Here is a 26,578-nt window from a genome sequence, read left to right as displayed (position 1 = left end):
ATATAATGAAAGTTATGCAACGTGTTCGCGCAGTAGTAGTGCGTTTCTGGATGCGACTAAAGCAATATTCGTGGAAGCGCATCGCACTTATCGGAGGGGCAGGTCTCGTCATCGCTCTGTTGGTGATGCAGTTTCTCTATCCCTCAGATAGGCTGCTTCCTTTTGTAACGATAGATGGCGTGAATCTTGGCGGTCAAAAAAAGAGCGACGCGATAGCAACGCTCAATGATGCCTACAGCAAACATCACGTCAGCATTTATATGGGAAACCGTGAAGCATCAGTCGTATCGCCTACTTTGTCTGAGTTGGATATCAAGGTAGATAACACCGACCGCATTAGCCAGCTTGATTATCCGTGGTACTTACGACTCGTCCCGACGTCGCTGTGGTGGGCAGCAAAGAAGTCGACGGTCGTTCCCGATGCGACTGTCGGTGATAATTATGATGACTACATAAACGCTCATATCATGCCGGAGTGTCAAACAAATCCTGTCGACGCTACCCTCAAGGCAAATGGCGCTCGACTCGAGCTTGTGCCGTCAAAGACCGGCGGTCAATGCGAGCAAGATGAAGTACTCTCAACGATCAAAAAACTCAAGCCCGTGCTGACAACACCATCATCAGTCAGGGTGGCGATGAAAGAAACCGCACCGGTGATTACAGATACCCTCGCGCAGCGGGCCGCCGATGAACTCAATACGCGGATCGGTGCTGGAATAAGCATGCTAGTAGGGGGTAGCTCCATTAGCATTGGGGCGCAGGAGCTATTTTCGTGGCTCGATTTCTCGCAAAAAGACGGCAACCTGGTAGCAGTAGTAAACGGCGATAGAGCAGGAGATTGGTTACAAAAGAACGTGGCGTCAAAAGTTGCAGTCCAAGCTGGTGTCTCGCGTATTACCACAAGAGATTTCACCGAGATATCGCGTGTCAATGGCGCCAGCGGCCAAGCGCTTGACACACCAGCCACGATTGCTACTATCCAGGGTGTCGTTTCGGGTACGGGGGAGCAAGCAACTGCGCGGGTAAAAGCTATCCCGCCCAGCGAGCAATATACACGCACCTATAGTCCGAGTGACACCGGTATGTCGGCCTTGATGGCAAATTATGCTCACGATCACTCAGGAGTGTACGGTATTTCGATGATCGAACTGGGGGGCAAGGGTCGGCGGGCCGATTACAATGGCAACAAGCAATTTGTAACGGCGAGCACCTACAAACTTTTTGCCGCCTATACGTTGCTCAAGCAGATTGATGAAGGTAAGCGTGATTGGGCCACCAATGCCGATTGTTTCAACAAGATGATTAGTCTCAGCGACAATGCGTGTGCAGAAGCGTTTCTAAAAACCCTTGGTCTATCGACGATTACAAACGATATTCATGCGGTCGGTCTCAGCAATTCGACCTTTATGAAGTCCGGCGGTCCGTTTACGACTGCAAACGACCTCTCGCTAATGCTGGGTATGATTGCCACTGGCCAAAACTATTCGACGATCAATCAACAACGCCTGATTGGCGCGATGAAAGCGAATGTGTATCGGCGCGGGATTCCCTCGGGAGTGAATGGCGCGGTTGCCGACAAAGTCGGATTTATGGACGGCTTACTCCATGATGCTGCTATCGTGTATAGTCCGAGCGGCACGTATGTACTAGCGATCATGACAGATGGTTCGTCGTGGGCAAATATCGCGGAACTTGCCCGACAGCTCGACGCTTTGCACGTACAGTGATATTTACAGAGATAGAGAGATGCTATACAATAGCACTTGTATTCCGGCATAGCTCAGTGGTAGAGCGGGTCGCTGTTAACGATTAGGTCGCTGGTTCGAGCCCAGCTGCCGGAGCCAAGTGAATTTTAAAGTCTCTTCGGAGACTTTTTGTTTATTTTCAATCTGTAAATCTTTAGAATTATGCGGTTCTAACGCAAGAAATTGACGTTCTAGCGTTAGAATAGTTTTCTTTGATCGGGATTAACCAATTAACAGGGGTGAAAGTTAGCTCTTTATACAATAAATCGAGTTTCTGACCGAACATTGTTATCAGTTCTCTACGCTCTGATATCTGACCGCCATTGAATTTATCTTGTGCCTTACGGATGAAGTTAAGTAGTGAGATTGTCTCTTTTGCACCCTTGCTCGGGTTTGACTTCAATCTCTCTAGTTTCGATTTGCCAGACTCTAACTCTTCCAAGAGCAACGTTTTTTGCTCTAGATATTCATTGTCATCGATTAGACCCCTTGTCCGCATTACCAGTAGCTCTTTAAGCTCGCTGTTAATGCGCTCAAGGCTCGATGAGTGAGAGTCTATATCTTTGTAAGCGAAGCGCAGAGTGAGGTTGTTCATAAGTTGTGGGATTGGGCGAAAGCGCAGGGCGCACAATTCAGTTGGGGAACAGCATCAATTTACGGCACGTTCGGCCCGTCATTTCCGGAGCTTTTCAACCGTTCGGCGGTTACCCTAAAGAATACGTTGGTATCAATCGCCATATCAATTGGAATACGGAGCCACCAAATACGGATTTTTCCAGAATTATCGCTCTCTTGGGCGATTTTTTCTAGGCTTTTGCGAAGCAGAACCTATCCTTTTGTTAATATAGGCCTCCTCTTCAATGTCTTGGCCTAGATTATATCTTATACCTAAAGTCTGATGCTGCAGAGCATTAAGCTACTATGTTCATGCAGCATCAGAAAAACTTTGTTATCGGCGCACCTCCCATCACTAGAATGGATGTCTGCCATGTTAGTCGGAGTAAGGCAACCCTCAGTCGTCTACGGGTACAACAAAGTTGTTTGTAGCATAGGTAACATCAGTATAACTCCGAGAACACTCTATAGAGTAACGCGTTTAACCCTAGAGGTTATGGCTCCGATTAGTCCGAGAACAGCCACGACAACTCCGACTATCGTCAGCAGTACGCTATTGGTACCGGTGTCCGCAAGCACTCCGGGGCCAGTTGTTGATGCACCAGCAACGGTGACATACACAGGATCTACAACGATAGCATTCGCAAGGGTGTCTTCATCACCGAACCCACCATCCGTCACAGTATAGGTCACGGTAGTGTAGTTACCATCGGTTCCGAAAGTAGCGTGCGATGTGATATCGGTCAAGGTTGACCCAGCGAGTTTATGAACTCGAAGATGAGATGTATCGTAAGTTGCACCAAGATTTATAACAACAGTTGTTGCATCACCGGCGTATGCACATGACATCGAGAAGTCGGCGCTCGCAAGCAAGGTCTGACCTGTTGGTGCCTTGGAGGCATCGGCGACCTCGTGAGACGTAATATTGTTACACGGGCCCGCCACAGTAAAGGTTACCGAAGAATTATTAGCTCCCGCCACAGTAAAGCTCGATGTCGTAGCACCCCCTCCACCGCCATTGCTTACTGTCACACTGACTGCGCTACTTGTACTAATGTTCCCAGCGGCATCGAATGCTTTTGCAGTTAGACTGTAATTACCATTTGCGACCGATGTAGTATCCCAGCCGTAGGCGTATGGTGACGACAGATCTTCACCGAGCTTTGTTGCACCCTGGTAAAACTCGACTTTTGTGACACCAACTGCATCGCTTGCTGTTGCTGCCATGTTAACCATTCCACTTACCGTACCCGTCGTCGGCGTATCCAGGCTAACGGTTGGTGCAGTGGTATCGTTACGAGTGATGGTGAAGGTATCTGTAAAGCCTCCGGTTTGGCCAACGCCTGCCACAAAGTGACCCGTAATGCTTGTTTCGGTGACATCGAACTTAGAAAAACCACGTGTCTCATCCGCAGAACCCCGTCCCATAGTAGTGGCGAAATATTGATAATCCGGGTCACTTGCATTGATCGCTATCATAAGGCCATCACCGGTATTGTAGTTTCCTCCTGTTGAGCCCGTGATCACTGCAATCGTACCATTTCCAGCCGTATAGGTGTTTGCATTTGCATCAGCGATACAGTTTGCGCTATAGGTATTGAATGTGTAGTTACAGCTAGCACCTCCTATTTGTTTACTGCGCTCATAGTTGTGCTCATGGCCGGACAGAAACAGATCGACCTTCTCATCGATAGCTAGATTAAAGAGAGGAGTAACGGTAGAGTAGTCGGTACCACCATGCGAACCACCGGTATTCATGATCGGCGTGTGATTTATGACGATTACCCACATCCCCGACGCTTTTGCTTCTTGTATGCGAGCCTGCACCCAGTTGTAGTGAGCACTGCCTACGCTATAGTCATAGTTGCCACCAACATATGTATCAATATCAGCCGAGACGGCGATAAATCGAGCGATCGGATTTACAGACGGATAATCATAGTAGTACTCACGTCCGTAATTTGTGGGTGTAGTTCCAGCACTCCCTGTTGTAAGAGGTGATTCCACGACATTCATTGATGCCGGCTTTGGAAGGCATCCGCCACTGATGATGTTATCGATATTATCGCCGTCAACTCCGGCATGTCCTGGCTCTTCATGGTTACCATTGAGGGCAAGGAACGGTATGGAGCCCAGCTTGCTATTGACCATAGAGCACCACTCGGTTGTCGCAGTGCTTATGTTATTGGTTGGGCTATCAAGATAACTCATATCCCCATTTGTCTGAAAGAAGCTAATCCCAGACTGGCCAGCTGCCTCAAAAACCCCCTGAGAATCTGGATGATTACCGTGATCGCCACCGGTACCGAACGAGAAAGCTACAGGGCTTGCTTTTACTAAGAAGCTGCTCATATTCATCACGCTTACCGCAAAAGCGATGACAACACCAAACAAAGCCAGGCGGCTCACAATTAGCCTTGATAAACCAGGACGATACAGTTTCATTTTATTTCTCCGTTTTTTATTTTTCTTTTCTCTATGCTCACCGCACAAATATCTCTGTGTAACCCGAATGATACCAAAACATAATTATTATGTCAATAGCGAAACTGCGGGTACTGTCAACCTCTTAGTACAAAAATTAGTGTTCTATCTAAATATTTATGGAGTGATTCGAATAATTCTGGTGTGGAAAATCTGACACAAAATTCACTCACGTAGTCTGTGGCCGTTTCTGGTGTGATGTGGTGATACATTCTGCAGATTGGGGTTCTCATACAGCCAAACATCCTCTCTTGTTCGCTCGTCTGCCCGAACTCAAAGCATTTATGTGTGTCGACATTATGCTGCCCAGGCCACCGTTTGCAACGATTGCGGTCTTCATAGCAGCAGACAAGGCATCTACGGCATTCTGGACAATATATTCTTGCCGCCATAGAGAACACGGTGTAAGCACATTTTGATCTTGGTTTCGTTCGGTACTTGGTTAAGTTTGTACATATCCATATCATCCTCCTTTGACATGGATCTGTACCGATAGGGTTACATTACCCGAAACTGTCAAACATTTTGTAGCTCTGCTAATGAGTTCGATTTCGCGTACTAGGTAGGCAAATGCCTAAGACTGTAGGCTACCAGGTGCGCCCAATTATGAGAAGACATTGTACTTGTGCTAAAATATAACAATTCAAGGAATAAAAGATTAGGCTTAGATGTTGTGCTAAAAACAATCGTGCTGAGTTTCCCAATTAATCAACTGCCCAAGGGGGTCCGGTTAACGCAAATTATTGTTGCTCTTACGTCGATAGTGACGATCCTTAGTATGATTGCAATTATAGTGGTCAGCATATTAGTGAGTAACCAAAGCTTCCGATCAACATACAGCCTTGACGGGTTAACTAGCGGGCAAATGACACCAGATGCAATAAACCCCGAGACGGTACCCGTTATGCCGTCGATAACACTGACATCTGACAAGCAGGCAGTAGCCATTGGTGAAAAGGTAACCCTCACCTGGAGCGTCTCGGACAATTCGGCACGATGCTCGGCGAGCGATGATTGGTCTGGCGACAAATCGGTACAAGGCAATGAGACCTCTACTAGCCTCGATAAGCCGAAAATATACTTATTCACATTAACCTGCTCTACTGGGAGGGCGACAAGCTTTGCGGTTGTCAGTATAGCCGTGGGAGATGTGGTGCCAGTAGTAAACCCAGAGCCACAGACTCCTGCGCCAACGCAAAATACTGGTTCAGGCAATACGGCAACAAGGCCAAAAGTTTCGCTTACGATTACACCTAATAGTATAAAGGTTGGTAGTGCAGCCACTCTCTCGTGGAGTGTGACAAACAGCCCTACGAGTTGCACAGCCGGAGGCACAGGTGGCTGGACGGGTTCAAAAGCATCCAGCGGGTCACAAAGTACGGGAACGCTGTCAAGTGTTGGCATATTTAGCTATTCACTGACGTGCAGCAACGGTGCTGGTTCGGAAACTGCGACTACTAACATAACTGTTTCGGCAAATGCGCCCGTCGTCAGTCCTCCAGTGGTGAGCCTGTCTATAAGCCCAGCTACCATCCTTTCGGGATCGGCAGCCACTCTCTCGTGGAGTGTGACAAACAGCCCTACGAGTTGCACAGCCGGAGGCACAGGTGGCTGGACGGGTTCAAAAGCATCCAGCGGGTCACAAAGTACGGGAAGTAAGACGACCGGTACTTATACGTACACGCTATCCTGCGCAAACAGTGGCGGTACGGGTACGAAATCGGTCAGCCTGACCGTCAACCCCGCACCAGTGTACTGTGCTGGTAAGACACCCTGTTACGGGAAGAGTGACCTCGCAGCGCACGCTTCAGTGGGTAACTGTTGGGCATGGAATAATGATTGGGTCATAAACATAACAAGCTACTCACCTGTTCACAAAGGCGGTATTATGTCAGGATCATCATCCACACTTGAGAACGCTGGCGCAACCTGCAATCACAGCATCAACTCTATCCTCAAAGGCTCTGCAAGTATACCTGGCTACAAGGATAAACGATCCAACTCTACCTTCTCGCACAAGTCTGATACGATCAATAACACAACATCGAGTGCGCTGATAGGCTATAGGGTTGGGTACTACGATGCATCAAAACCATAGTGATGGGAGGAAAAGATGACCAAGGGCATAGTAAAAAGAATATTCAGGTTTCGTAAACCGACAGCAAACGAAAGATTTGAAAGATTTCGTCATCAACATAGCTTGCTTTTCGCAGCATTTGTTTTAGGCATAACAACGCTAGTGGTGCTCAACACTGTGTTTATTGTTCGAATTATAGTCCATGGAACGCCCTACCAGCCGGTAACTATATACCCCAGTTCGACCACATCTTTACAGATGGCAGATAACGGCTCAGTCCAGGCCCAGGTGCGTAACGTTGCAATGCATGAAACTGATCAAGTATTTCCAATCGATAGTTCACAAAAAATACTGGCCATGGACATAACTATCAAAAATAAAACAAAAAAACGTCAACACTTCATCCCGGTAAATCATCTATATGTACGCAGCGAGGAGGGTACCTACAGTGCGCTTCATATATCTAGTTATGCGACAACGCCCATCCCCGCTCAAGAAATTGACCCAGAAGAGACTCTGAACGGACAGATAACGTTTGTTGTGCCGTCTACGGTCGCGACATCCCTCCTTTACGTCGATACCGGCTGGGATAAGTCGGTGCCATTAGTTATTGATGTCCTCCATTAATATAAGAAATGCTTCCTGACGAATATGCACAATAGTACCCGCAAGCAAGTAACGATCAGCTTTAGGCTTGGTTCCCTGATAGGCTGGGCCATGATTGCTGTCCTGACTCTGATCCCCGTCTTCTTGTGGTGGCGTATTCAAACAGGAAATTTGTGGGGAACGCCAGGACAGACAATGGAAAACATAGGCCTGATCTCGGGCATCGTGGGAACCGTTCTCTACTCACTTAGCCTTGTCTTGATGACCCGTATGAGAATACTCGAGTGGCTTTTTGATGGTCTGAATCATGTGTATATTACGCATCATATCGTAGGTAGCTTTTCTCTAATTTTTACGCTGCTACACCCGCTGGGGCTAGCACTCATGCGCTCAGAAAGTAGCGTGAGAGACGCTGCACTATTTCTCTTGCCTGGCGGTCTTACTCCATGGTCGGCACTTTTCGATACCTCACATGTATTACACGGGGTTGTTCTCGACAAATGGGCGATTTTCATGGGTATATTGGCGCTCTGGTTGATGGTTGGCTTATTGCTTGTTACGATTTTCATAAAGCTTCCCTACAGAATCTGGCTCATCTCACATAAGTTCCTCGGTCTTGTTTTTTTGATGATCGCACTGCATATTTTCTTTATCCAGAGTGACACCTCTGATGATACGTTATTAAAATGGTATCTGCTCGGCGCGGTTGTTGTCGGTTGTATTGCATTTATTTACCGAACCCTTATGGGTCAGATCTTGATCAGGAAATATCATTTTGTGGTCGACAGAGTATCAGACCTTGGGTCGGGTGTTGTTAGATTCTATCTTACCCCAAATGGTCGTGCATTTAACTATATGTCAGGTCAGTTTGTTTTTATCAGATTCCTGCATACCGCAGGTGTTGGCCGGGAGTGGCACCCTTTTTCAATATCATCATCCTCACAGGTAGACTCGGATTTGCAATTGTCAATTAAGTCCTTAGGCGATTACACAAGTAGGCTCTTGCAGGTACAGCCCGGCACAATCGCAGAAGTTGAGGGTGCGTACGGAAAATTCAACTATGCCAACTATGACAACAGGGATCAGGTGTGGATCGCCGGAGGTATAGGAATCACTCCGTTCATTTCGATGATCAAAGATTTGCCTTCGGTCGGGTACAGGGTATATTTGTTCTATTCAGTTAAGACCAGGAGCGAAATAATTGACTGGGAGCTCCTTGCGAGTGAGGTGGCCCTCAGAAGAGATGTCCTTTGTGTTGTGCCCTTTATCGGGGATGAACAAGGGTCATTACTTGACCTTGATTATATAGAGAGAGTTTCAGGAACCATTGTGGGACGAGACGTGTACTTATGCGGTCCTCCTAGCATGATGCGAGCGCTGAAAGTGCAACTTCAAGACAGGGGCGTTCCCCGTACTAGTATACATAGCGAAGAATTTTCAATGTAATATGGAGGATATATGTGGATAAAGAGAACTGTCGGTGTTGTGATAATTGTAACAATGGCTGTTACGGGTCTTATCTTGGTGAAGGGGGTGTTTTTCTCAAAGATTAACAATGTTAATGATAGCTCGGTTGTTGTAACATCGGGAGCACAAGGTACTCCTCCTGTCATCACATTGTCCGTCGAACCACAACAGCAGGTGGTTGGACAGTATAGTGTACTTAATTGGTCTGTTGTTGGAGCGGCACAAAGTTGTAAGGCGGATGGAGACTGGAGCGGCGAGAAAACTTCGACGGGAAGTGCTAGTACTGGACGCCTGAATGATGTAAGGCCGTACACTTTTCATCTTACTTGCGACAGTAAATATGGTCGCGGTGAACAAACCGTTACAGTCAACGTCACTGAGAAATAGGCAATTTTCCATTCAGTGCTACGATGCACTACAGAGCTACACGACAACATAAAGGGAGGAAAGATTGATGAGGCCCTACTAGAACTTATTGTGTTGTTTCGCGCGATATATAAGCACCATGCTCGTGACAATGAGTGCCAGTCCGAAGACTGTCGGCACAATGATGGATAATCCAGTACTGGCTAGGGGGTTTGCTGGCGCACTCAGTACTAGCTCTGCTGCTGTACTATCGCCAAGCACCGCTCCTCCTCGTGTCGTAACTGCTACCTTCACGTCATAAGCGCCAGCAGGAAGTGCTGGGCTCAGCGAACTAAGATCGAGCCTCCAGGTATTGCCGCTGACCGTAAGCTGTGTTGCAACCCCGAGCACGTACGCAACACCATTGACGGTGACTGACAGGCTTTGGCTGTTTTCGGCGTCATAGGTTCCGGTAATAATCGGCTGGCCGCCTGAGGCGCTGAGTGGATTCACCGTTGGGAGGTCGGCATCGCTACGCTGGATAACCAGCTCATTGGTTGTCGGGTCGGTTGACGTGTTACCGGCGGTGTCTGTGAATGAAACAACCACATCGTACGTGCCAGGGTTCAGTGCCGGTGCTATCGTGCCAGCTGGCAGACTCCAGGTGCCGTCGCCGTTGTTGGTAGCGGTGTATGTCGTGCCATCGACAGTCACGGTGACAATCGCCGAAGGATCTGAAACGGTGCCAGAGAGGGCTGGGCTGTTGGTAATACCCGGAGCCACCGGAGCAAGCGAACCGGTTGGAGCAGTTTTGTCTATCGTTAGCTCGTCGGCTGTGCTGTCGGTACCCGTATTGCCCACGCCGTCAGTTGCCGTTATGACGATGTCATAGGGCCCGTCGGCAAGTGCTGGTGCTATCGTACCAGCTGGCAGACTCCAGGTGCCGTCGCCGTTGTTGGTAGCGGTGTATGTCGTACCATTGACAGTTACGGTAACCGTCGCTGATGGGTCTGAGACAGCGCCAGAGAGGGCTGGTGAGCCCGAGTTGCTGAGGAGTGGAGTTATGCTGGCAGTTGGCGCAACAGTATCTTTGAGGGCTGTTTGAGGTCCGGCGTTGCCCGTATTGCCCGCTGCATCTGTTTGGCTGGCTGTCACCGTGAGAGCCGGAGAAGCATCTGGAAGCGAGGACATGTCAAGCGTCAGCAACCAGCTACCGCCGCTACAGGCAGTGGTGTGAGTGATGCCATTTATCACGACCGACACATCCCCATCACCATTTGTGCAGGAACCAGCAAGCGGGTAGGAGGACTGGTTTGCGAGCGTGATGGCAGCAGGTGCGGTAATTGTCACCACGGGTGAGGTGGTATCGATGATGTAGCCAGACTCTGTCCGACTTGCGCCGTTGCTGGCTAGCTCAGTAGATTCGACACTAGCATGACTTACTAGACTACTAAGACTCCAAGACTGTAATCTGTTTATTGCGTTTCCATCTTCGTATGATCTATGCAGCAAAAACTCTTGTAACCACGCGTCTCTATGAGGGAGGGTATGCTTGCTTAGTATTTTATGTAATCGTAGGGCGTTGAGTGGGTGTGATGGTATAGCGCATACGTCCAATATGCAATCCATAACATTATTAAAGTCATATCGTGAGTGTGTGAAAAAATCGTTCATGTATTTTATGACCTGCGTTTCGTCTATGAATTTTAGACCCCCAGTCTTCTTGTCAATTGAATCTACATCACGCCATTTAACTCCACCCAGAAAGGCTGTTTTTACACTGCTGCTGTCACGGTATTTCTTTGGTACCGCCCATACCAACTCTGTTTTATTGCACCTTTCGGGTAGCTGGATAGACAATGCTTCAAGCAGGCCAACATTAAAAAGGTTATTGTCTAGAAATTTACCGTCTTTGAAGAATCTCTCGGCCTTTTCTCTTGTATCAATTTTATTCTCTGTGAGTATAGAACGTACTATTAGGTGGTCACTAAACCGGTTGTAGGTGAATCCATAGTAATAGCCGTTTCGCTTATAATTTTTATTATATTTTGGATACTTCATAACTAGTCCATGGTGCTCCATCAGCGGAATAAGCTTATCGTCGTGTGATATCAGTTTTGTATCATTACGAATAATGCTTAATAGTTCCGTTTTTGTGACATGAGGGTTGCCGCTGTTGCCCATAAGGATGCCCATCTTCTTGATGACATTCTTCCACAGATAGTCTTTAGGTAATTTATCTAGCCCAATCTCTTCCAAAATCTTTTTCGATTGAGTTTCCACATATATCTCAAAAACATGGGTAGCCCCATGACCCCTCGGCGTTTTATCTTTTTTACCAGCATAGGATTCACAGAATATAGATAAGAATAGAGGATTTCTGAACTCTGGATCTACAATTGGTATCTCTGGAAGTTTCATCTTGTGATGCTTGAAGAAGGTATCTATAGCCTCCCACTCCATATCAGCAAATCCGTAGTGCTCAATTGTTGTGTATTGATTGGTATTCTTGATAACACTCTCATATCCATTGCGTACACTGACGACGACAGAGAGATTACTTATAGAAAATAGTTGTTTAAGTGCCGACCAGTCCATTTGATCTGCCTCATTGACAGCATCAATTATTATGCAGACTCTATCCATAGATTTTGTTGTCAATTTTTGTAAGTCATCCAGAAAAGCTTTCTTAGTCCTGCACTGCAGCAACGAAGCCATACACTCTATTGGATCGGTACTAGTAGATGCGGATAGTTCGTGTGCCAGGAATATTAATGTGGGTTTGCCTGTATCTATGCGTGACTTGGCATAGTCGCATAATAAATGTGTTTTTCCAATACCGGCATCGCCACGTAGAATCATGCGTGGTGTATTGAATAACCTCGTTCTTTTGTCGCTTAAGAACTCTTTAATGTCATTTAACGCTTGATACGCTGACCAAGTATTTCCGGTTTCTACCGTAGTTTTTGCATATGGATCTCCTTTTCGCTCTTCATCTTGAAGATCTTTAAGGAATCTATATAGCTCATACATAGCACTGGCCGTATCATCGAGTTTTGTTAGAATGCTTTTCCAACGTATGTTTTGATTTTTATTTTTGTTCTTAATAGCTATTAGACTTGCCACTAGATTATCTATGTCTCTTTTAAGCTTGACTATTTCTGCATTCTTATCTTTGTGGTCGGCGATACGGTATGCGACTTGATGCTTTAATTTATAAGCTAACTTCAGTAGGTCGGTAATATACCGAGAATCACGATTTAAGGCATAGAGACTGCCTAAGATATTATGGATCTGTAGGTTAACTTCAGTGTTGTAGCGTCGACCGGCATTACTGATAGCGGTGTTCAGTCGGCTATTCTGTTTCTGTGAGTCTACCATGTCCTTTAATAAACATCTCCCACAATAACTATACCCCTTACGCAAGGTACACAGAAAGGGTTATTTGAAATTCATAGAAAATCCTCTCTTAATTACTAAATCCATCTCAATAAGTAACGAAAGGTACTGAACAAGCCGTCGTTTTTCTTCATCGGACAGTACCAGTTTTCGTGTCCCATTTGTAGCGTTTACCCCTGATGCAGTGTTCGAGACCTATAGCGGGAGCCAATTTTGTGAAAGAGTGCTGTCAACAAGTACCGAGAAAGGTTTCAACAGATTGAGTTGAAGCCTTTTTTCGTTGATTTGGCAGTTCGCAAGTAGAGCCTTCAAGATTTTGTTCTTTTGGGCAGGTTGCGAACTTTGGAAGATACTACGAGCGTTTTGGGCTAGTTCTAACAGATGTGAAGCGGTCAAAATGAAACTTTTATCGTTGTTGGTATATTCAACGAGCCTATATTCTAATTCTTCCTTTTCTGCTTTGTACCTAGTTACGTATTTGTCATAGTCAGGCGTAGTAATACGTCCGTCCAGGCGGTCTTCGTATAGCGTTTCTAGTCGCTTGTCTATAACGTCAACCTTGTCTTTGGTTTCTTTGATAGCGTTACGGTAATACAACTGTATATTGTCGTGTTCGCCCTTCAAGACGTCCAACACCTGATTGACGATACTTTCGCTAATAGACAATTGTTTCAGCAAGTCATCAACCTGCGGTAAAAGTTCGGCTTCTGGTACTGGCGGTTGGTTACAGTCAATCGTATCTCGTCTTGCTTTTGAGCAACGCATATAAACACGCCCTTTCTTTTCGTAAGATGAGTATGAGCAACCGCAGGTAGCACAACGAACAATGCCACTAAACGTAAAGACTTGGCGTGTCAGGGTCTTGTGGCTGTTATTGTTACGGTCTTCGTTGAGAAACTGAACCTTATCAAACAATCGCTTTTCAATGATTGGTTGATACTTATGTGGGTATTCTTTGCCGTTATACCGCATTACGCCGTAATAGAAGGGGTTCATAAGCATAGTCTGTATCTGACTTTGGGAAACAATACCTTGTCCTTTTGTGTTGGCTCGTAAGCCGTCCTCTTTGAGTTGTTTGGCGATGGTGCGGAACGATTTACCATCAAGACGCATTTCGTAGGCTTTGACAATATACTTGCTACGAACAGGGTCAGGCACAATATCTTTGCTGATAATGTTGCCGTTGGCGTCCGTGATGTTGATATTCTTGTAACCGACTGGTGCTTTGCCAGGAAACTCGCCAATGGCTACCTTCTGTTCCTGACGGCGTTTTACGTTGTCGCTAATAGCCGATGAGTAGTATTCGCCGAAGACCATACCCATACCAAGCCGTGTTTTGTCGCTGGCAGGCGAGTTTTTGTGGTAAATCAGGTTGTCAGATGGAAAGTGTAGTTCAATCTTGCCTTCTTTGACCAAGCCTTTCATTGTTTGAACGATGTCGCTAGAAGCGTCCCTTGTAAAGCGGTCAATCTTATCAAATACCACGATACAGAAGTTCGGGTATTTTTTGATATTATCAACAATCTCACGAAACTTTTGGCGGTCTTCCTTATAGGCGGTTTCGTCAAAAGCGTAGTATTCGCTATTTAGTTTGAGCCTGTTGCTGTAAGCGTCTAGGCGTAGTTTTTGTGCTGGTAGGGCGTCAGTCTGTCGTGGGTCTGATACACGAGCAATGTTGAAGGCTTTGACGCCTTCGTAGTCGGTTACTTCGTTTTTCATAGTGGCTTTTCCTTATCATAGTTGAATTATAGTGCTATTTGATGATATTTGCTAATAATACTTTATAATTTACAGCGTATAGTCGTCAATACTCACAGGTTTCATTTCTGTCAGCGTGGCTTCTATATGTAGTAAAGTTTTGAGCTGGGTCTTGGTCGGTGGCGAGCGTCCGTTACGTTTGTATCGGTAGTATGTGTGCTTGCCAAACAATTCTTCTATGACATTACGGACATAGCGTTCGTCATCGTGGTCTTTGCGTATCATAGCGAGCATTACGGCAAAGGCTGTTTCGGCTGGCTTTGCGTATGGGTATGACTGCTTGTATGAAATAAGATTTTGCTCGGCACTGTCTAGCACGGCAAACGGTGCTTTGGGCAGTTCATCAAATATGTTCTTCCAGTGCCGTAGTAGCACCTTGCGTGATATGTCGGTCTTGAATAGTGTGCGAAAGGTAATGTCAGTGCTATCAACGCCAATAACTTTTAGTTCTTTGCGTAGTTTAGCAACGCCATTTAGTCGTATCTCAAAACGAGCAACGCTGACAGTCTTTTGCTTTTCCAATTCGTCTAGTAGGCTCAATTGCGTATAACCGCCTTTTTCGTAACTGCGTTTTTCGCTGACTTTGTTTTGACGTAAGTCGGCAACTTTGTCATAGAAGGCAATATCAAGAGCGTTAGTGTGTATGTGGTAAACGTGTCCGCCATTCCTGAAGTTGGTGTGCTGAACATCGTAACGGCGTGATATGTCGGCTTTACGCAGTATTTCAGTGATAGTTGAAACTGGTGTGCGGTCATCAAACACGATGTTCTTTGAGTAGTCTATTTTGCCCACTTGGGCGTTAGCCAATAGGTGTGGAAATGCCCATACGCCATAAGTCGTGCGTAGCACTTCCGACAGTTTGGCAATAACAGCGTCAAAGTCAGTGTCCGCTAGTTCCGTGAAGTTGTTGCTGAATAGTAGTTTTGGGGCAGAAAACTCAATCGCTAGTTGATACGACTTGATATGTCTACCTCTTGGTCTTTCGGTGTAGGTAAGGCGTGGTTGGTAAATGCCTAGTTTCTTATAGGTGCTACTTGGGTTGTTGTATGCCACGAAGACACCTTTGGTGGCGTCTACGTTAGTGAATAGTTTGGCTTCCGTTACCCATTTCGGCTGACTGCTATAAGTCAGGAGTATTTTTACCGTGTCTATCATTGCTACTTCCTTCAAACAGTTCGCTACATTTCTTGAATACGGCGTCTTCTATGAGCCTGCTAGTTAGTCGGTTGATTGGGTAGTGATAGCCAACTGACTTATTGCCCACTTGTTTAGTCGGGTATAGTAGGCGATACGAGCCGTCCAGTTTGGTATAAACGGCAATAGAGTTTAGGTAGATACTATCGTCTAAAACTACACTGGCTATGGCTATCAAGCCGTTGTTTGGCTTGACTGGTGTTACATTGACTTCGCTTACGACCATCGCTTGCGTTGCCTTTCTAAATCTTTTTCAATGTCTTTGTTTGTTGCCCACTTACAGGCAACGGCAAGACCGTAGGCTAGGCTGTTAGCCCATCGGCTCAAATGAAAAGTTGCTACTGCTATTGTGTGATAAAACGCTTTCACTACTTTGCTTCCTTTCGTTACTTTTGTTGGTCATATCGGCTTCCAAAAGAGCGTCAAGAAACTTGGCGAGTTGAAATTGCTCGTCTTCGTCTAATACCAATTCAGGCTCGTCAATAACGGCTGTATTTGGCTTTGGCTCTATTTGGTTGTCCATACTTCCAGTATGTGAAAGTAGGTGTCCGCAGACGTCTTACAGAGGTAATTCTACGTATTTGGTATTGAACCAGAGTTTTTTATCAACAAAATCAAATAACTTTTCAACACCTGTCGCTTTTTCAACGGTTTTGTTCAGTGAAGCGACTTTGTTATAGAAAGCCTTCTTGTCGGTAGTACCTAGCAGTTCCATAATGTCGCCTTTTTCAACAGGGCGTCTTACGGGGCGTCCGTCCCAGAATAACTTCTTACATATAATTTCATTGTCGCTGTCGGCAGTTAGTCGTACTTGGGTATTGGCAAACGTAATAACTCGTTTCTTGCGGTCATAGCGAGGCTCAATCAGTTTCATCAAATCGCTATTTTGTTGCTGTTGGCTTTGGACTTCAAGCAGGCGTTCTAATAAAGCGGTCTGTTTGATTTGGTTATCAACCATTGTTGTATCGGGCGTAAAGTCTATCTCATCAAAGTTAGGCTGGTATGTTTCAATTGGCGGTAGTGAGAAGTCTGACATAGACAAGACTGACGCCTTTGGAATATCGGGTATAAGCGAGCGTATGCCAGGTATTGAAATACCTTTGGTCATATTAGCCAGTTGAGCAGATAGCCCCTTTGTGGCTTCTCTAAAACTATCGTTTGCTTGCGTAAGTGATTTTTGTTGTGAAGGGGTCAGCGTAGTTGGGTCTTGCTTGGAAAGTTTTTGCCACTCGCCAACAGACAGCCCCTTACTATATTTCGGGTCATCTAGGTTTAGTGAAACTTCTTTACTACTTTTGTCATCTGCCATTTCGCTACGTCTTTCCCAATACTTCCAAGTATTTGGTACTTATTATATGATATTGGTAGTATGAACGCTAAAAATGACGAACCTGAATACCTGACGCTTGCCCAAGCGAGCAAGTTTCTACAAGTCAGTCAGCCAACGCTTCGTAATTGGGACAGAAACGGTACATTGAAGGCGTTCCGTCTTGGAACACGCAAGGCTATGCGATACAAAAAAGCCGACTTAATAAAGTTTATTGAAAAATCAAACTAACCAACAACTATAAACCAGTAAAGAAGTCCGCAACGCTAACATCTAACTGCTTTGCCAATACGAACAAGGTAGAGAGTTTTGGGCTTCTACGACCCTGCTCAATATAGCCAATTGAAACTCTGTCCAAATCGGACAAATACGCAAGTTTTTCTTGCGAGTAACCTTTGGCTTCACGAAGTTCCTGTATCTTACGACCAAGTTTTACAGTGAAGGCGTCAAATGCTTTATTAGCGTATGCCATCATAGTTATTTTCGCTGTCAAAGATGTCAAACACTACTAACAGAGAGTTAGCAAAACAAGTGATAATTTGTTATATTTGATAACAGATGGTTTGCTAACGAAGTGTTAGCACATATAAGGAAGTAGCGACAAATGGCACAAAAAGGCAGATATACCGAATTACCGAATAAAATTGGCTTATACAGCACTAGCAGGGGCAGTTTCATAAAGAACGATAATGACGTTGTATTGTCTTTTCCGTTCAAGGACACCGTGCTGGAAGCAGGTATGAGTAAAGAAGATGTGGGGCGTGATGAACGCTTTTTACATCAAGAGTTAGACACCAAAGATATAGACACGCTTGAAGAACCAAAGGTGCTGACTGACTTCCGCTATGTTGATAAGGACGGCGAAAGACCGCTAACTGCGAGTAGCGATGTTTCGTTCTTTGACGATGACGGCAACCTGACGCAAAACCTGCTTATCAAGGGCAATAACCTTTTGGCACTCTATACTCTGCGTGAGAAGTTGGCTGGCAAAGTGAAGTTCATTTACATTGACCCGCCTTACAACACACGCACAGACGCCAATACGTTTGCCTACAACAATAACTTCAATCACAGTTCGTGGCTTACTTTTATGCGTAACAGGCTGGAAGTTGCCAAAGAACTACTTACCGAAGACGGTATGATTTTTATAGACATTGACCACTACGAACTATTTTATCTGGGCGTTTTGGCTGATGAGATTTTTGGCTTTGAGAATAGAATTGGTGTTTTGGCGGTAGTAAACAATCTTGGCGGACGTTTCAACAAGTTCTTTTCACAGGCACACGAAAATAAGATTGTGTATGCCAAAAATGCTGAAAAGGCAGAGATAAAAGAGTTGGTACTTGATAATTCAGACCGCTTCCAACTTGAAGACGAACTAGGTAGATACAAAAGACGTGCCTTACAGCGTAGTGGCGATGGTTCTTTGCGTGAAGACCGACCCACGATGTTTTACCCTATTTTCTACAACCCAGACACGCAGGACATTACAACAAGTAAGCCGTCATCTGATGGCTACGTAGAGATACTGCCTATTGACACCAACGGTGTTGAAAGACGATGGCGTTGGGGTAAGGCTATGGTTGAAGAAAAGTGGCAAACAGAGATAGAAGCACGAAAGGTTGATAGCGAATATAGACTATTTACCAAAGACCGTATGAAAGGCGAAAAGCCTAAAACGGTTTGGTTCAAGCCTGAATACTCTGGTGCGTCTGGCACAGGAAGTCTGAAAGACTTGCTTGGCGAAAAGGCTTTTAGTTACCCGAAGGCAGTAGCGTTAGTAAAAGACAGCATACAAATCAGCACAGAGCCTAATGACATCGTGCTGGACTTCTTTGGTGGTTCAGGCACTACCGCACAGGCTGTAATGGCTCAAAATGCCGAAGATGGGGGTAGCCGTAAGTTTATCTTGATTGAGCAAATGAACTACGTAAACAATGTTACTTTCAAGCGTTTAGAGAACGCCATAAAGAAGTATTACGGCGACACTTCGTTTGTGTATTTTGAGTTGAAGAAATACAACCAAGAATACCTTGACGCCATTATGGAAGCCACGAGCATAAAGGAACTGGAAGACTTGTATGTTGATATGCGTAACAACGCCTTCTTGAAGTTTTGGTTTGACCGTGCCGAGTTTGAGAAAGACGAAAACTTCCGAAACAAAGATTTAGATGGTCGCAAGCAGGCACTTGCCGACATACTGGACGAAAACCAACTATACCTAAACTACGCCGATATGAACGACACACGGCATACAGTGTCAGCAGACGAAAAGGCACTAACGGACAAGTTCTATGGCGAAAACGAAAACTAAAATAAATGCTACGCTCAATGACTTTCTGTTCAACCAGATAGAAAACGACCCTGCCTATATAGCGTGGCAAGCCGATTACACTATTCCCGAATACGTTACCGACAATTTGAGCAAGACCCTGCGTGAATACCAAGTAGTAGCCTTGAAGCACTTTATTTGGCTATACGAAACCGACAGAGCCAACGCCAAACACTTGTTGTTCAATATGGCGACTGGCACAGGAAAAACGCTTGTAATGGCGTCTGTGGTGCTTTATCTTTACGCACAAGGCTACCGCAACTTCTTGTTTCTAGTTCATCAAATACAAATCAAAGACCAAGCACTAAAAAACTTTACCGACTATAAGTTTGAGAAGTATTTGTTCAATCCAAAAGGCGTTCGTGTAAATGGGCGTAACGTAGCCGTAAAAGAAACAAAAAGCATAGCGGACGCTGACCGCAACGCTATCAACTTTATGTTTTTCAGCACCTCGCTACTTTATAACCGTCTGCTTGAAGACCGTGAAAACGGACTGACAGCCCAAGACTTTGTAGATAATAATGTAGTTGTTATTGCTGATGAGGCACACAGGCTGAACGTAGATACACGAAGCAAAAAGAAGGCTGATGTTGAAGAAGTGCGAAACTGGGAAACTGCCGTATTATCGGCGGTCAAGGCTCGTGAAGAAAACCTGTTACTTGAATACACGGCAACGGTTGATTTAGCCAATCAAGCCATACACGAAAAGTATAAAGATAAACTTGTTCATCGTTACGACTTTTTACAATTCAACCGTGATGGGTATAGCAAAGATGTGAAGTTCCTATACAACAAGGAAGTTCATACCGAAGACCAAAAGCGTCTGCTGATAATAAACGCTGTTGCTTTGAGTGAATACCGTAGACTTTTAGCCGAGCGTGAAATGGGCGTAGATATGAAACCGATTGTGCTGGTAAAGTCCGTAAAGATTGCCCAGAGCGAAGAAGACCGTGCGTTCTTTGATACGGTAGTTTCTAGTCTACGACCAGATGACTTGAAACGCTTACAGGAACTTGGCAAAGAAAATCACAATCACGAACACGAGATATTGAAGGATATGTTTGATTGGCTTCGTGAGCCTAAAAACGGTATGGTTTCGCAAGGCGACTGGGAAGGTTTGAACAAGTTCGTCAGTGAAATACGAGCCAGTTTTGCCCACGATAATACGCTGATATACAACAGCCAGAAGAAAGAAAAAGCCGAACTGTTGCCGTTACTGGACAGCCCACGTAATACTATTCGTGCCATATTTAGCGTCAATGCCTTGAACGAAGGCTGGGACGTATTGAGCCTTTACGACATAATCCACTTTGATATTAGCGAAGCCAAAAAGGTGTCGCTACAAGATATTCAGTTGATTGGTCGTGGGGCTAGGTATTTTCCGTATGAACTGCCACGCTCGTATAAACCTGACGCCGATGACGGTAGGCTCGCACTGGACTTTACGCAACGCAATTTAGAGTTTGATAAAGACCGCCGAAAGTTTGATAACGCACCTTTTGAGCGTGGGCGTGTGCTAGAAACCTTTGTGTATCACTTTGTAAAGACTGGTATGTTTCTAGAAAACTTACAGCGTGATTTGCTTGGCGAAGGCATTATAAACGAAGGTGTTGAGCGAAAGACCATTACGCTCAAACAGAAGTTTCTTGAAAGCGAAACCTACAAGAAAGGCTTTGTGCTGGTCAATCATACAGTCAAGCGAACCAAAACAACCGATGATGAAATAGACACTACTTTCAACCGCACTATAAAGGCAGGCTTGTATAATCTGCGAGCAAGGGGCTTGTCTGACTACGAGCAAAACCAACAAATTGCGAGCCAGAAAACAAAAGTTATTCGCATTACCGATGAGTTTTTTGCTGAGCCTATTATTCGCAAAGCGTTAGTTTCAGCCGAAGCAAACTTTTTCCGCTACAACAACTTGGTTCAGCATATACCTGACTTGAAGACGGTTGATGAGCTGATTGAGAAGTATCTGCCTAAATACGAGATTACCTACACTTACGAAGACGGCAAAGACATTGGCTTACTGAACGCACAGGAAAAACTACAATTGCTTGTTGGTGCGATATTGCCAGAAGTTCGTAGACGTATAGACATTTTTATGCCAAGAGAAGCAGGCAGTAACAAGTTTCGCCCAGTGTCGTTATCGCAGGTGTTCGGTAGGGAAAAGAACATATACCTTATGTCATTTCCGTCCATTGACCCTGCTACTGGCGAGAAGGTGTTTATTAGCACTGACGAGCGAGCCAAAGCCCAAAGCGACCACGACAATCCTGACTTACAGTTCAACGTAGAAGGTGCTGACTGGTATGCGTATAGCGAAAACTACGGTACGAGCGAAGAAAAACGCTTTGTGAAATATCTTGCGAGCCAGATTGAAGACTTACACACCAAATACAAAGGTTCGGAAATATACCTTATTCGTAACGAACTAGACTACTGGCTATATAGCCTAAAAGATGGTCGCAGGTTTAGCCCAGACTATATGCTTATTATCAACGATGTGGTCAATCAACAGTTGTATTATCAAGTCATTATTGAGCCAAAGGGCGGACATATACTTGAACAAGACGCTTGGAAAGAAGAAGCCTTGATAAGCCTAAACGATGACAGTGAAGTTGTGTTTGATACCAACGAAAACGATAAGCAGGCATACAAAGACTATCTGGCTGAAATGAGTAAGCACGGCTACAAAGAAATAAAGCCAATCGGTATAAAGTTCTATAACACTGACCCACGCCCTGAAAGCGAGTTTGCCCTAGATTTTGAGAGTAAGTTGCTTGCCTAAAAAACGCTTGGCAAAATGACCCCCAAAAAATCGGCATTTCATATAGCGGAGTGTCAAACGGCGAAACAAAGGGCGACTACCCCCCTATCGGCGGGGCGTATAATAGAGATATAAAGTATTTATAGAAAAGGACGTAATGACAAAAGTTCCGACAGTTACCCTATATAACGGTGTCCAAATGCCCGCTCTTGGCTTTGGTGTTTTTCAGATGACTAACGAAGAAGCCGAACAGAGCGTCTATGACGCATTACAGGCTGGGTATCGCCTTATAGACACCGCACAGTCGTATCAAAATGAAGAAGCCGTTGGTCGTGGTATCAAGCGTAGTGGTGTGCCACGAGAAGATATTTTTCTGACAACTAAATTGTGGCTCGCTGACGCTACCTACGAAAAGACAAAAGAGGCTTTTCAACGTTCACTAGATAAACTTGGCGTAGAATACGTTGATTTATATCTGATACACCAACCATATAATGACGTATTCGGTGCGTGGCGAGCGATGGAAGAATTGTATGAGGCAGGTAAAGTAAAAGCCATCGGCGTGTCTAACTTTACTAGTGTGAAGGTGGTTGATTTTGTGCTGAACAATAAAATCAAGCCAATGGTCAATCAGATTGAAACACACCCCTTCAATCAGCAAGCAGAAGCACGTAAGATTTTGGACGAATATGGCATTATTCACGAAGGCTGGGCACCTTTTGCGGAAGGCAGGCAAGACTTATTCACTAACGAAACGCTGGCTCGTATCGCAAAGGCACACGGCAAGTCTGTCGGGCAGGTTGTGTTACGTTGGAATATACAGCGTGGTGTGGTAGCCATACCAAAATCAACGCATAAAGAGCGTATAGTTGAAAACTTCAATGTGTTTGACTTTGAGTTGTCAGACGAAGATATGACCGCTATTGCTGGGCTGGACGAAAACAAGGGTCTGTTCGTCAATCACGATGACCCAGAGTTTGTAAAAGCACTGTATGCACGAGAGATAAAGTAGCCAATTATGAAATACGTTACCTTGCTCATACTTGTGATAGTGTCTTTTGCCACTTCAAGACTAGTCCTATGGCTTGCCAATCCCAATGACCCAGAAGGTACTAACCTGCTTGTAACTACTGTCGTGGCGATAGTTGTGTTCGTGCCGTTATTGTTTGTGTATCTACGTATTTCCAAGCGACATAACGCCAATAAGTAACCTTTTCCAACCTTATATCACTTCTGTCGGTACGCCTGTATAGAAGGGCAATAAGTCTTCCAGATACTCTTTGTTGTTGGCATATGCGTAGTCTTTAGACCAACGCACAAGTAGTAAGTTACTCTGAATTATCATTTCATCATTTGTTATAGCGTGGCGTTTCTGCTTTTTACCAGACTTTAGAGGGTCTATAAGTTCAATAAGTATTTCAGGTGTCAGGGCAAGGTAGTGTCGTCTTTGGGCGATGTGGTTGCTGTACATTTTTTCAACCATTGTCTTACCAGTGTTATTGAAAACTTCAATCACTGGCGTGTCCGTAGTTACGAACTTTTTTGAGCCTTTGGCTAGATAGAACCGCCAGTTTTTTATAAGAAACCATCTGTAAAACTCTTCGCAGTGGGCAATCAGGTTTAGGTGGTTGACGTTATTATCAAAAGTCAGTTCGTATTCGCCACTTACAAATGTTTTTCTGGCGTCTTCAATTTGTTCATCGGTTACTTGATGTCCTTCTTCTTCCATAGCCTTTTTAGCACCTTCGGTAAAGTTCGGGTGCGAAGCCATCATTGTAGTCATTTGTTTCATACCGTCAGCCATAGTCTTATTCACTTGGTTTCGCATATGCGGGCTTCTAATCCACAAGGACGCCATAAACCACGCAAGAGTATCTAACTGTTGGTCTGTCAGTGGTCTATAATTCCATATTGCGTCAATGATGTTGTCGTATTCTTTGGCAAACTTATCTTCAATCTCGCCGAAAAACTGCTCAAACACTTGGCTTGTTTCGTCTTCTTTTCCAGTTTCAACGGCGTAGTAAAAGTCGGCATAACAGACACCGCTATAAGGTCGTGGTTTTATGAGTTTGCCTTTTTGAATATCTAAAGTCTGTAACATATTATCAACCGCAAACCGCTTGAAGTAAAAGCGTGGTGCGAAGTGTTGTTTCTTTGTTATCTGCTTTGTCATATTGCTATTTTACAGCCGTATCAACACAGGTTGAAGCCAACAATCTTTCCTAACAACCTGACCACTGTTAGACTTGCTGAATTGTTGGGCTAAACGGAAAACATACGATTTTTTGTTAGCCACGATAATTTAGGTAGGTAGTGCGTTTACGGGCTTCCGAAAATATCAGGGTCAAGGCATAGGGGGGCTATGCCACGCCTAGCAACAAGCCTTTTATATTACGAACTTCGCTGTCGGCATAGCCCATACTTGCCGTTCGCAGTTCGTTTGCCAGTGCGAGCCAAGCCGTAAAAGACAAAGTGAGAACTGTAATAAGATTCTGACTTTTTCATACCCCAGACTAGAATTGAAACCGTTTACACCAAATCAAAGTCAAGTATTAACGCATTGTGATCAGAAATGATCGTTTCATCCATCATAAAGCTGTTTACTTTGATATCACTACTAGCAAAAATATAGTCGCACACCTCATTTTTGTATGTTAGTTTTGAGCGAGTAGTTTTGAGCGAATGCTTCACTGAAAGATTATCTAGACACGAATCAATAAGTTTTATTGATTCGCTTTCGGGCGCAAGGTTGAAGTCGCCACAGAGTATCACCGAACCGTCAAGGCCTTTTATGTAATCGCATAACTGCTTAACCTGACGCATCGTTTCTTCGTCGCCCAGCTTATGTGAGTCAATATGGTGCCCATGGTGATTTAAGATATTCAGCTTTTTGCCGCCTATTACTACCTGAACATGTTGGAAGGCGCGAATGTTGTAATCGTCCTCGTCAAAATTAAAATCGTTTTTATACTCACCCCTAGTAAATACCGTGCTCGTCTGCATAAAAGGGATATTGGAATAAATTGCGTTTCCAAATGCCAGTTCTTTATCGCCTAATTTGCTTGAAATTAGTTTCGAGAAAAATTGCTCATGTAAGCCCAGGCTCTTTCCTACTTTTTGGTAGGAAGTGATTAGTCCTAACGACTGTCCATCGTAGTCAACTGCTTCCTGCATACAGGCAAAGTCTACGCCCGAATTTTCTAGATGTTTTAGCAGAACACGCTCTAGACGTCCCTGCCACATATTGAGTGACATTATCTTCATACAAGTATTTTAGCATTAACCTGCTTGCTGACTGAGCTGCAATCTTCTTTTACCTCAGTTATAGCTTTCTCTATCGTTGTGGGCCAAGCAAAGAAGCAATTAATAACACCTAATAGGGATTAACCCTATATTCTATATCCCATTTTGGATTTGATAAACAGTTATCGTCTATATGCTGGTGGGACTTTTCCCAATTCTTGGTATGATAGATTTATGATCTTGGCTTTATGTGCGAGTGCGAGTTTCTATAACGAAGTAATTGCGTTTTGCCCCAAGCTGGAGGCGATGGGGTTTACGGTCGTACTACCAAAAACAGCCGCAACAATGCGAGCAGAGGGCAGAGAAAACGACGAAGCGACCACTGATTGGCAGGCGTCACCCCAAGGTTACCATGGTAAGGCAGTGCTGATACGCGAGCACTTCGAAGAAATAGCAAAAAGTGATGCAATTCTCGTCATGAATTACGAAAAGCATGGCAGTAGTAACTACATAGGCCCAAATGTGCTGATGGAAATGTCGGTTGCCTTTTTCCTACATAAACCCATTTATATTCTCAATGGCATACCGGATGAGTCTCCGCTGCTTGATGAGATTTTGGGACTCGAACCGATCGTACTGAACGGCGATATACATAAGATTGATGGCTAAAGGCATATCATTTTAGAGAATATCGATATGTCCTCAACACTCATCATCATTCGCGGAAATTCGGGTAGCGGGAAAACGACCGTTGCCAAAGAACTGCGTAGCAGAATTGGTGACAGTCTAAGTGACAATACCCTGCTCGTCCAGCAAGATGTGCTGCGACGTGACATGCTGCGAGAGCGCGATATGCTAGAGAAACGCTCGGTGATTGAGTTAATAGAACTGGTGGTGGAGTTTGGCCGTCAGCAACGGCGTACTGTGATACTCGAAGGCATACTTGCTACAAAAAAGTATGGTCCAATGCTTCGCCGCCTAGCAAATAGGTTTGACGAAGTGTACGTCTATTACTTTGATATACCATTTGAGGAGACGCTATGTAGGCACGCCACTAAACCAAATGCCCACGAATTTGGAGAAAAAGAAATGCGCGAGTGGTGGAACGAAAAAGATTATTTGGGTGTGCCGGGCGAAAAGGTGCTCAGCAAAGACATGAGCATTGAACATATTGTCAACGTGATGTTACAAGAAGTTAAATCTTTTACAGATTGAG

23 protein-coding genes and 1 tRNA gene are annotated in these 26,578 nt (G+C 44.8%); 13 read left to right on the top strand and 11 right to left on the bottom strand.

Features of this window, described 5'->3' with window-relative positions; all coding sequences use genetic code 11:
* The first annotated feature begins 14 nt into the window (after window positions 1-14).
* Together L336_RS02510 and L336_RS02505 are read left to right on the top strand one after the other, a co-directional pair.
* Window positions 15-1,727: a serine hydrolase gene (locus tag L336_RS02510; protein ID WP_041191238.1), complete on the top strand. Its 1,713-nt coding sequence runs from the start codon at window positions 15-17 to the stop codon at window positions 1,725-1,727.
* 42 nt (window positions 1,728-1,769) lie between these two features.
* Window positions 1,770-1,844, top strand: a tRNA-Asn gene (locus L336_RS02505).
* Window positions 1,845-1,905: 61 nt separating this feature from the next.
* Here the strand turns inward: L336_RS02505 and L336_RS05915 are convergent.
* Window positions 1,906-2,340, bottom strand: a complete 435-nt coding sequence (locus tag L336_RS05915; protein WP_015641644.1) for a hypothetical protein — start codon at window positions 2,338-2,340, stop codon at window positions 1,906-1,908.
* A gap of 485 nt (window positions 2,341-2,825) precedes the next feature.
* Window positions 2,826-4,805 (bottom strand): Ig-like domain-containing protein, encoded by a 1,980-nt coding sequence (locus tag L336_RS05625; RefSeq protein WP_015641643.1) that lies wholly within the window; start codon window positions 4,803-4,805, stop codon window positions 2,826-2,828.
* 817 nt (window positions 4,806-5,622) lie between these two features.
* On the opposite strand from L336_RS05625, the gene L336_RS02490 reads away from it, so the two are divergent.
* From L336_RS02490 to L336_RS02475, 4 genes are all read left to right on the top strand, one after another.
* Window positions 5,623-6,942 (top strand): hypothetical protein, encoded by a 1,320-nt coding sequence (locus tag L336_RS02490; RefSeq protein ID WP_128817282.1) that lies wholly within the window; start codon window positions 5,623-5,625, stop codon window positions 6,940-6,942.
* A gap of 237 nt (window positions 6,943-7,179) precedes the next feature.
* Entirely contained in the window at window positions 7,180-7,548 is a 369-nt protein-coding gene (locus L336_RS05910) for a DUF4352 domain-containing protein (RefSeq protein ID WP_160142760.1), read from the top strand.
* A gap of 24 nt (window positions 7,549-7,572) precedes the next feature.
* Window positions 7,573-8,973 carry a ferredoxin reductase family protein gene (locus tag L336_RS02480; protein ID WP_015641639.1) on the top strand — a complete coding sequence of 467 codons (1,401 nt, stop codon included), beginning with the start codon at window positions 7,573-7,575 and terminating at the stop codon, window positions 8,971-8,973.
* 12 nt (window positions 8,974-8,985) lie between these two features.
* Window positions 8,986-9,381, top strand: coding sequence for a hypothetical protein (locus tag L336_RS02475; protein ID WP_015641638.1), 396 nt, complete (start codon window positions 8,986-8,988; stop codon window positions 9,379-9,381).
* A gap of 78 nt (window positions 9,382-9,459) precedes the next feature.
* Here the strand turns inward: L336_RS02475 and L336_RS05620 are convergent, their stop codons facing one another.
* From L336_RS05620 to L336_RS02450, 6 genes are all read right to left on the bottom strand, one after another.
* Window positions 9,460-12,720 (bottom strand): Ig-like domain-containing protein, encoded by a 3,261-nt coding sequence (locus L336_RS05620; RefSeq protein WP_015641637.1) that lies wholly within the window; start codon window positions 12,718-12,720, stop codon window positions 9,460-9,462.
* A 213-nt stretch (window positions 12,721-12,933) separates the two neighbouring features.
* Window positions 12,934-14,457 (bottom strand): recombinase family protein, encoded by a 1,524-nt coding sequence (locus tag L336_RS02465; RefSeq protein WP_015641636.1) that lies wholly within the window; start codon window positions 14,455-14,457, stop codon window positions 12,934-12,936.
* Window positions 14,458-14,526: 69 nt separating this feature from the next.
* Complete coding sequence (locus L336_RS02460; RefSeq protein WP_015641635.1) at window positions 14,527-15,651, bottom strand: hypothetical protein; 1,125 nt, start codon at window positions 15,649-15,651, stop codon at window positions 14,527-14,529.
* On the bottom strand, window positions 15,617-15,916 hold the full coding sequence (locus L336_RS05615) for a septation protein SpoVG family protein (RefSeq protein WP_015641634.1): 300 nt from the start codon (window positions 15,914-15,916) through the stop codon (window positions 15,617-15,619). The genes L336_RS02460 and L336_RS05615 overlap by 35 nt, the downstream gene beginning before the upstream one ends.
* Before the next feature lie 84 nt (window positions 15,917-16,000).
* Window positions 16,001-16,213 (bottom strand): hypothetical protein, encoded by a 213-nt coding sequence (locus tag L336_RS02455; RefSeq protein WP_015641632.1) that lies wholly within the window; start codon window positions 16,211-16,213, stop codon window positions 16,001-16,003.
* Window positions 16,214-16,249: 36 nt separating this feature from the next.
* Window positions 16,250-16,999 carry a hypothetical protein gene (locus L336_RS02450; RefSeq protein WP_015641631.1) on the bottom strand — a complete coding sequence of 250 codons (750 nt, stop codon included), beginning with the start codon at window positions 16,997-16,999 and terminating at the stop codon, window positions 16,250-16,252.
* Window positions 17,000-17,059: 60 nt separating this feature from the next.
* Here L336_RS02450 and L336_RS02445 point away from each other — a divergent pair, with 60 nt between their 5' ends.
* On the top strand, window positions 17,060-17,248 hold the full coding sequence (locus tag L336_RS02445) for a helix-turn-helix domain-containing protein (protein WP_015641630.1): 189 nt from the start codon (window positions 17,060-17,062) through the stop codon (window positions 17,246-17,248).
* A gap of 7 nt (window positions 17,249-17,255) precedes the next feature.
* Here L336_RS02445 and L336_RS02440 read toward each other — a convergent pair whose 3' ends face one another.
* A complete protein-coding gene (locus L336_RS02440) occupies window positions 17,256-17,492 on the bottom strand; it encodes a helix-turn-helix domain-containing protein (RefSeq protein WP_015641629.1) in 237 nt (78 codons plus the stop codon).
* A gap of 129 nt (window positions 17,493-17,621) precedes the next feature.
* On the opposite strand from L336_RS02440, the gene L336_RS02435 reads away from it, so the two are divergent.
* The 4 genes from L336_RS02435 to L336_RS05820 all read left to right on the top strand — a co-directional run bounded on the left by L336_RS02435 (window position 17,622) and on the right by L336_RS05820 (window position 23,329).
* Complete coding sequence (locus tag L336_RS02435; protein ID WP_015641628.1) at window positions 17,622-19,331, top strand: site-specific DNA-methyltransferase; 1,710 nt, start codon at window positions 17,622-17,624, stop codon at window positions 19,329-19,331.
* Complete coding sequence (locus tag L336_RS02430) at window positions 19,312-22,140, top strand: DEAD/DEAH box helicase family protein (protein ID WP_015641627.1); 2,829 nt, start codon at window positions 19,312-19,314, stop codon at window positions 22,138-22,140. Before L336_RS02435 ends, L336_RS02430 begins: the two co-directional genes overlap by 20 nt.
* A 136-nt stretch (window positions 22,141-22,276) precedes the next feature.
* The gene (locus L336_RS02425; protein WP_015641626.1) at window positions 22,277-23,131 is read left to right on the top strand and encodes an aldo/keto reductase; all 855 of its coding nucleotides are present in this window, start codon (window positions 22,277-22,279) and stop codon (window positions 23,129-23,131) included.
* Between the two features lie 6 nt (window positions 23,132-23,137).
* Window positions 23,138-23,329 carry a hypothetical protein gene (locus L336_RS05820; protein ID WP_015641625.1) on the top strand — a complete coding sequence of 64 codons (192 nt, stop codon included), beginning with the start codon at window positions 23,138-23,140 and terminating at the stop codon, window positions 23,327-23,329.
* Between the two features lie 12 nt (window positions 23,330-23,341).
* On the opposite strand, the gene L336_RS02420 is transcribed toward L336_RS05820, so the two are convergent.
* A complete protein-coding gene (locus tag L336_RS02420) occupies window positions 23,342-24,292 on the bottom strand; it encodes a DUF4238 domain-containing protein (protein WP_015641624.1) in 951 nt (316 codons plus the stop codon).
* Window positions 24,293-24,648: 356 nt separating this feature from the next.
* On the bottom strand, window positions 24,649-25,383 hold the full coding sequence (locus L336_RS02415) for an endonuclease/exonuclease/phosphatase family protein (RefSeq protein ID WP_041191231.1): 735 nt from the start codon (window positions 25,381-25,383) through the stop codon (window positions 24,649-24,651).
* 213 nt (window positions 25,384-25,596) lie between these two features.
* Between L336_RS02415 and L336_RS02410 the strand changes: the two genes are divergently transcribed.
* Entirely contained in the window at window positions 25,597-26,031 is a 435-nt protein-coding gene (locus L336_RS02410; RefSeq protein WP_015641622.1) for a hypothetical protein, read from the top strand.
* A gap of 27 nt (window positions 26,032-26,058) precedes the next feature.
* Window positions 26,059-26,577 (top strand): AAA family ATPase, encoded by a 519-nt coding sequence (locus L336_RS02405; protein WP_015641621.1) that lies wholly within the window; start codon window positions 26,059-26,061, stop codon window positions 26,575-26,577.
* Window position 26,578 lies beyond the last annotated feature (1 nt).

Origin of the sequence: Candidatus Saccharimonas aalborgensis, assembly GCF_000392435.1 — a bacterium.
In the GTDB taxonomy this organism is placed as follows: Bacteria; Patescibacteriota; Saccharimonadia; order Saccharimonadales; family Saccharimonadaceae; genus Saccharimonas; species Saccharimonas aalborgensis.
This window is presented reverse-complemented; position numbering and strand designations above follow the sequence as displayed.

Coding starts and splice junctions, on each gene's coding strand:
- L336_RS02410 (WP_015641622.1), top strand. CDS start 25,597: ATGATCTTGGCTTTATGTGCGAGTGCGAGTTTCTATAACGAAGTAATT.
- L336_RS02435 (WP_015641628.1), top strand. CDS start 17,622: ATGGCACAAAAAGGCAGATATACCGAATTACCGAATAAAATTGGCTTA.
- L336_RS02460 (WP_015641635.1), bottom strand. CDS start 15,651: ATGATAGACACGGTAAAAATACTCCTGACTTATAGCAGTCAGCCGAAA.
- L336_RS05625 (WP_015641643.1), bottom strand. CDS start 4,805: ATGAAACTGTATCGTCCTGGTTTATCAAGGCTAATTGTGAGCCGCCTG.
- L336_RS05615 (WP_015641634.1), bottom strand. CDS start 15,916: ATGGTCGTAAGCGAAGTCAATGTAACACCAGTCAAGCCAAACAACGGC.
- L336_RS02430 (WP_015641627.1), top strand. CDS start 19,312: ATGGCGAAAACGAAAACTAAAATAAATGCTACGCTCAATGACTTTCTG.
- L336_RS02445 (WP_015641630.1), top strand. CDS start 17,060: ATGAACGCTAAAAATGACGAACCTGAATACCTGACGCTTGCCCAAGCG.
- L336_RS02450 (WP_015641631.1), bottom strand. CDS start 16,999: ATGGCAGATGACAAAAGTAGTAAAGAAGTTTCACTAAACCTAGATGAC.
- L336_RS02455 (WP_015641632.1), bottom strand. CDS start 16,213: ATGGACAACCAAATAGAGCCAAAGCCAAATACAGCCGTTATTGACGAG.
- L336_RS02475 (WP_015641638.1), top strand. CDS start 8,986: ATGTGGATAAAGAGAACTGTCGGTGTTGTGATAATTGTAACAATGGCT.
- L336_RS02510 (WP_041191238.1), top strand. CDS start 15: ATGCAACGTGTTCGCGCAGTAGTAGTGCGTTTCTGGATGCGACTAAAG.
- L336_RS02420 (WP_015641624.1), bottom strand. CDS start 24,292: ATGACAAAGCAGATAACAAAGAAACAACACTTCGCACCACGCTTTTAC.
- L336_RS05820 (WP_015641625.1), top strand. CDS start 23,138: ATGAAATACGTTACCTTGCTCATACTTGTGATAGTGTCTTTTGCCACT.
- L336_RS02480 (WP_015641639.1), top strand. CDS start 7,573: ATGCACAATAGTACCCGCAAGCAAGTAACGATCAGCTTTAGGCTTGGT.
- L336_RS05910 (WP_160142760.1), top strand. CDS start 7,180: ATGGCAGATAACGGCTCAGTCCAGGCCCAGGTGCGTAACGTTGCAATG.
- L336_RS05620 (WP_015641637.1), bottom strand. CDS start 12,720: ATGGTAGACTCACAGAAACAGAATAGCCGACTGAACACCGCTATCAGT.
- L336_RS02440 (WP_015641629.1), bottom strand. CDS start 17,492: ATGATGGCATACGCTAATAAAGCATTTGACGCCTTCACTGTAAAACTT.
- L336_RS02465 (WP_015641636.1), bottom strand. CDS start 14,457: ATGAAAAACGAAGTAACCGACTACGAAGGCGTCAAAGCCTTCAACATT.
- L336_RS02425 (WP_015641626.1), top strand. CDS start 22,277: ATGACAAAAGTTCCGACAGTTACCCTATATAACGGTGTCCAAATGCCC.
- L336_RS05915 (WP_015641644.1), bottom strand. CDS start 2,340: ATGAACAACCTCACTCTGCGCTTCGCTTACAAAGATATAGACTCTCAC.
- L336_RS02405 (WP_015641621.1), top strand. CDS start 26,059: ATGTCCTCAACACTCATCATCATTCGCGGAAATTCGGGTAGCGGGAAA.
- L336_RS02415 (WP_041191231.1), bottom strand. CDS start 25,383: ATGAAGATAATGTCACTCAATATGTGGCAGGGACGTCTAGAGCGTGTT.
- L336_RS02490 (WP_128817282.1), top strand. CDS start 5,623: ATGATTGCAATTATAGTGGTCAGCATATTAGTGAGTAACCAAAGCTTC.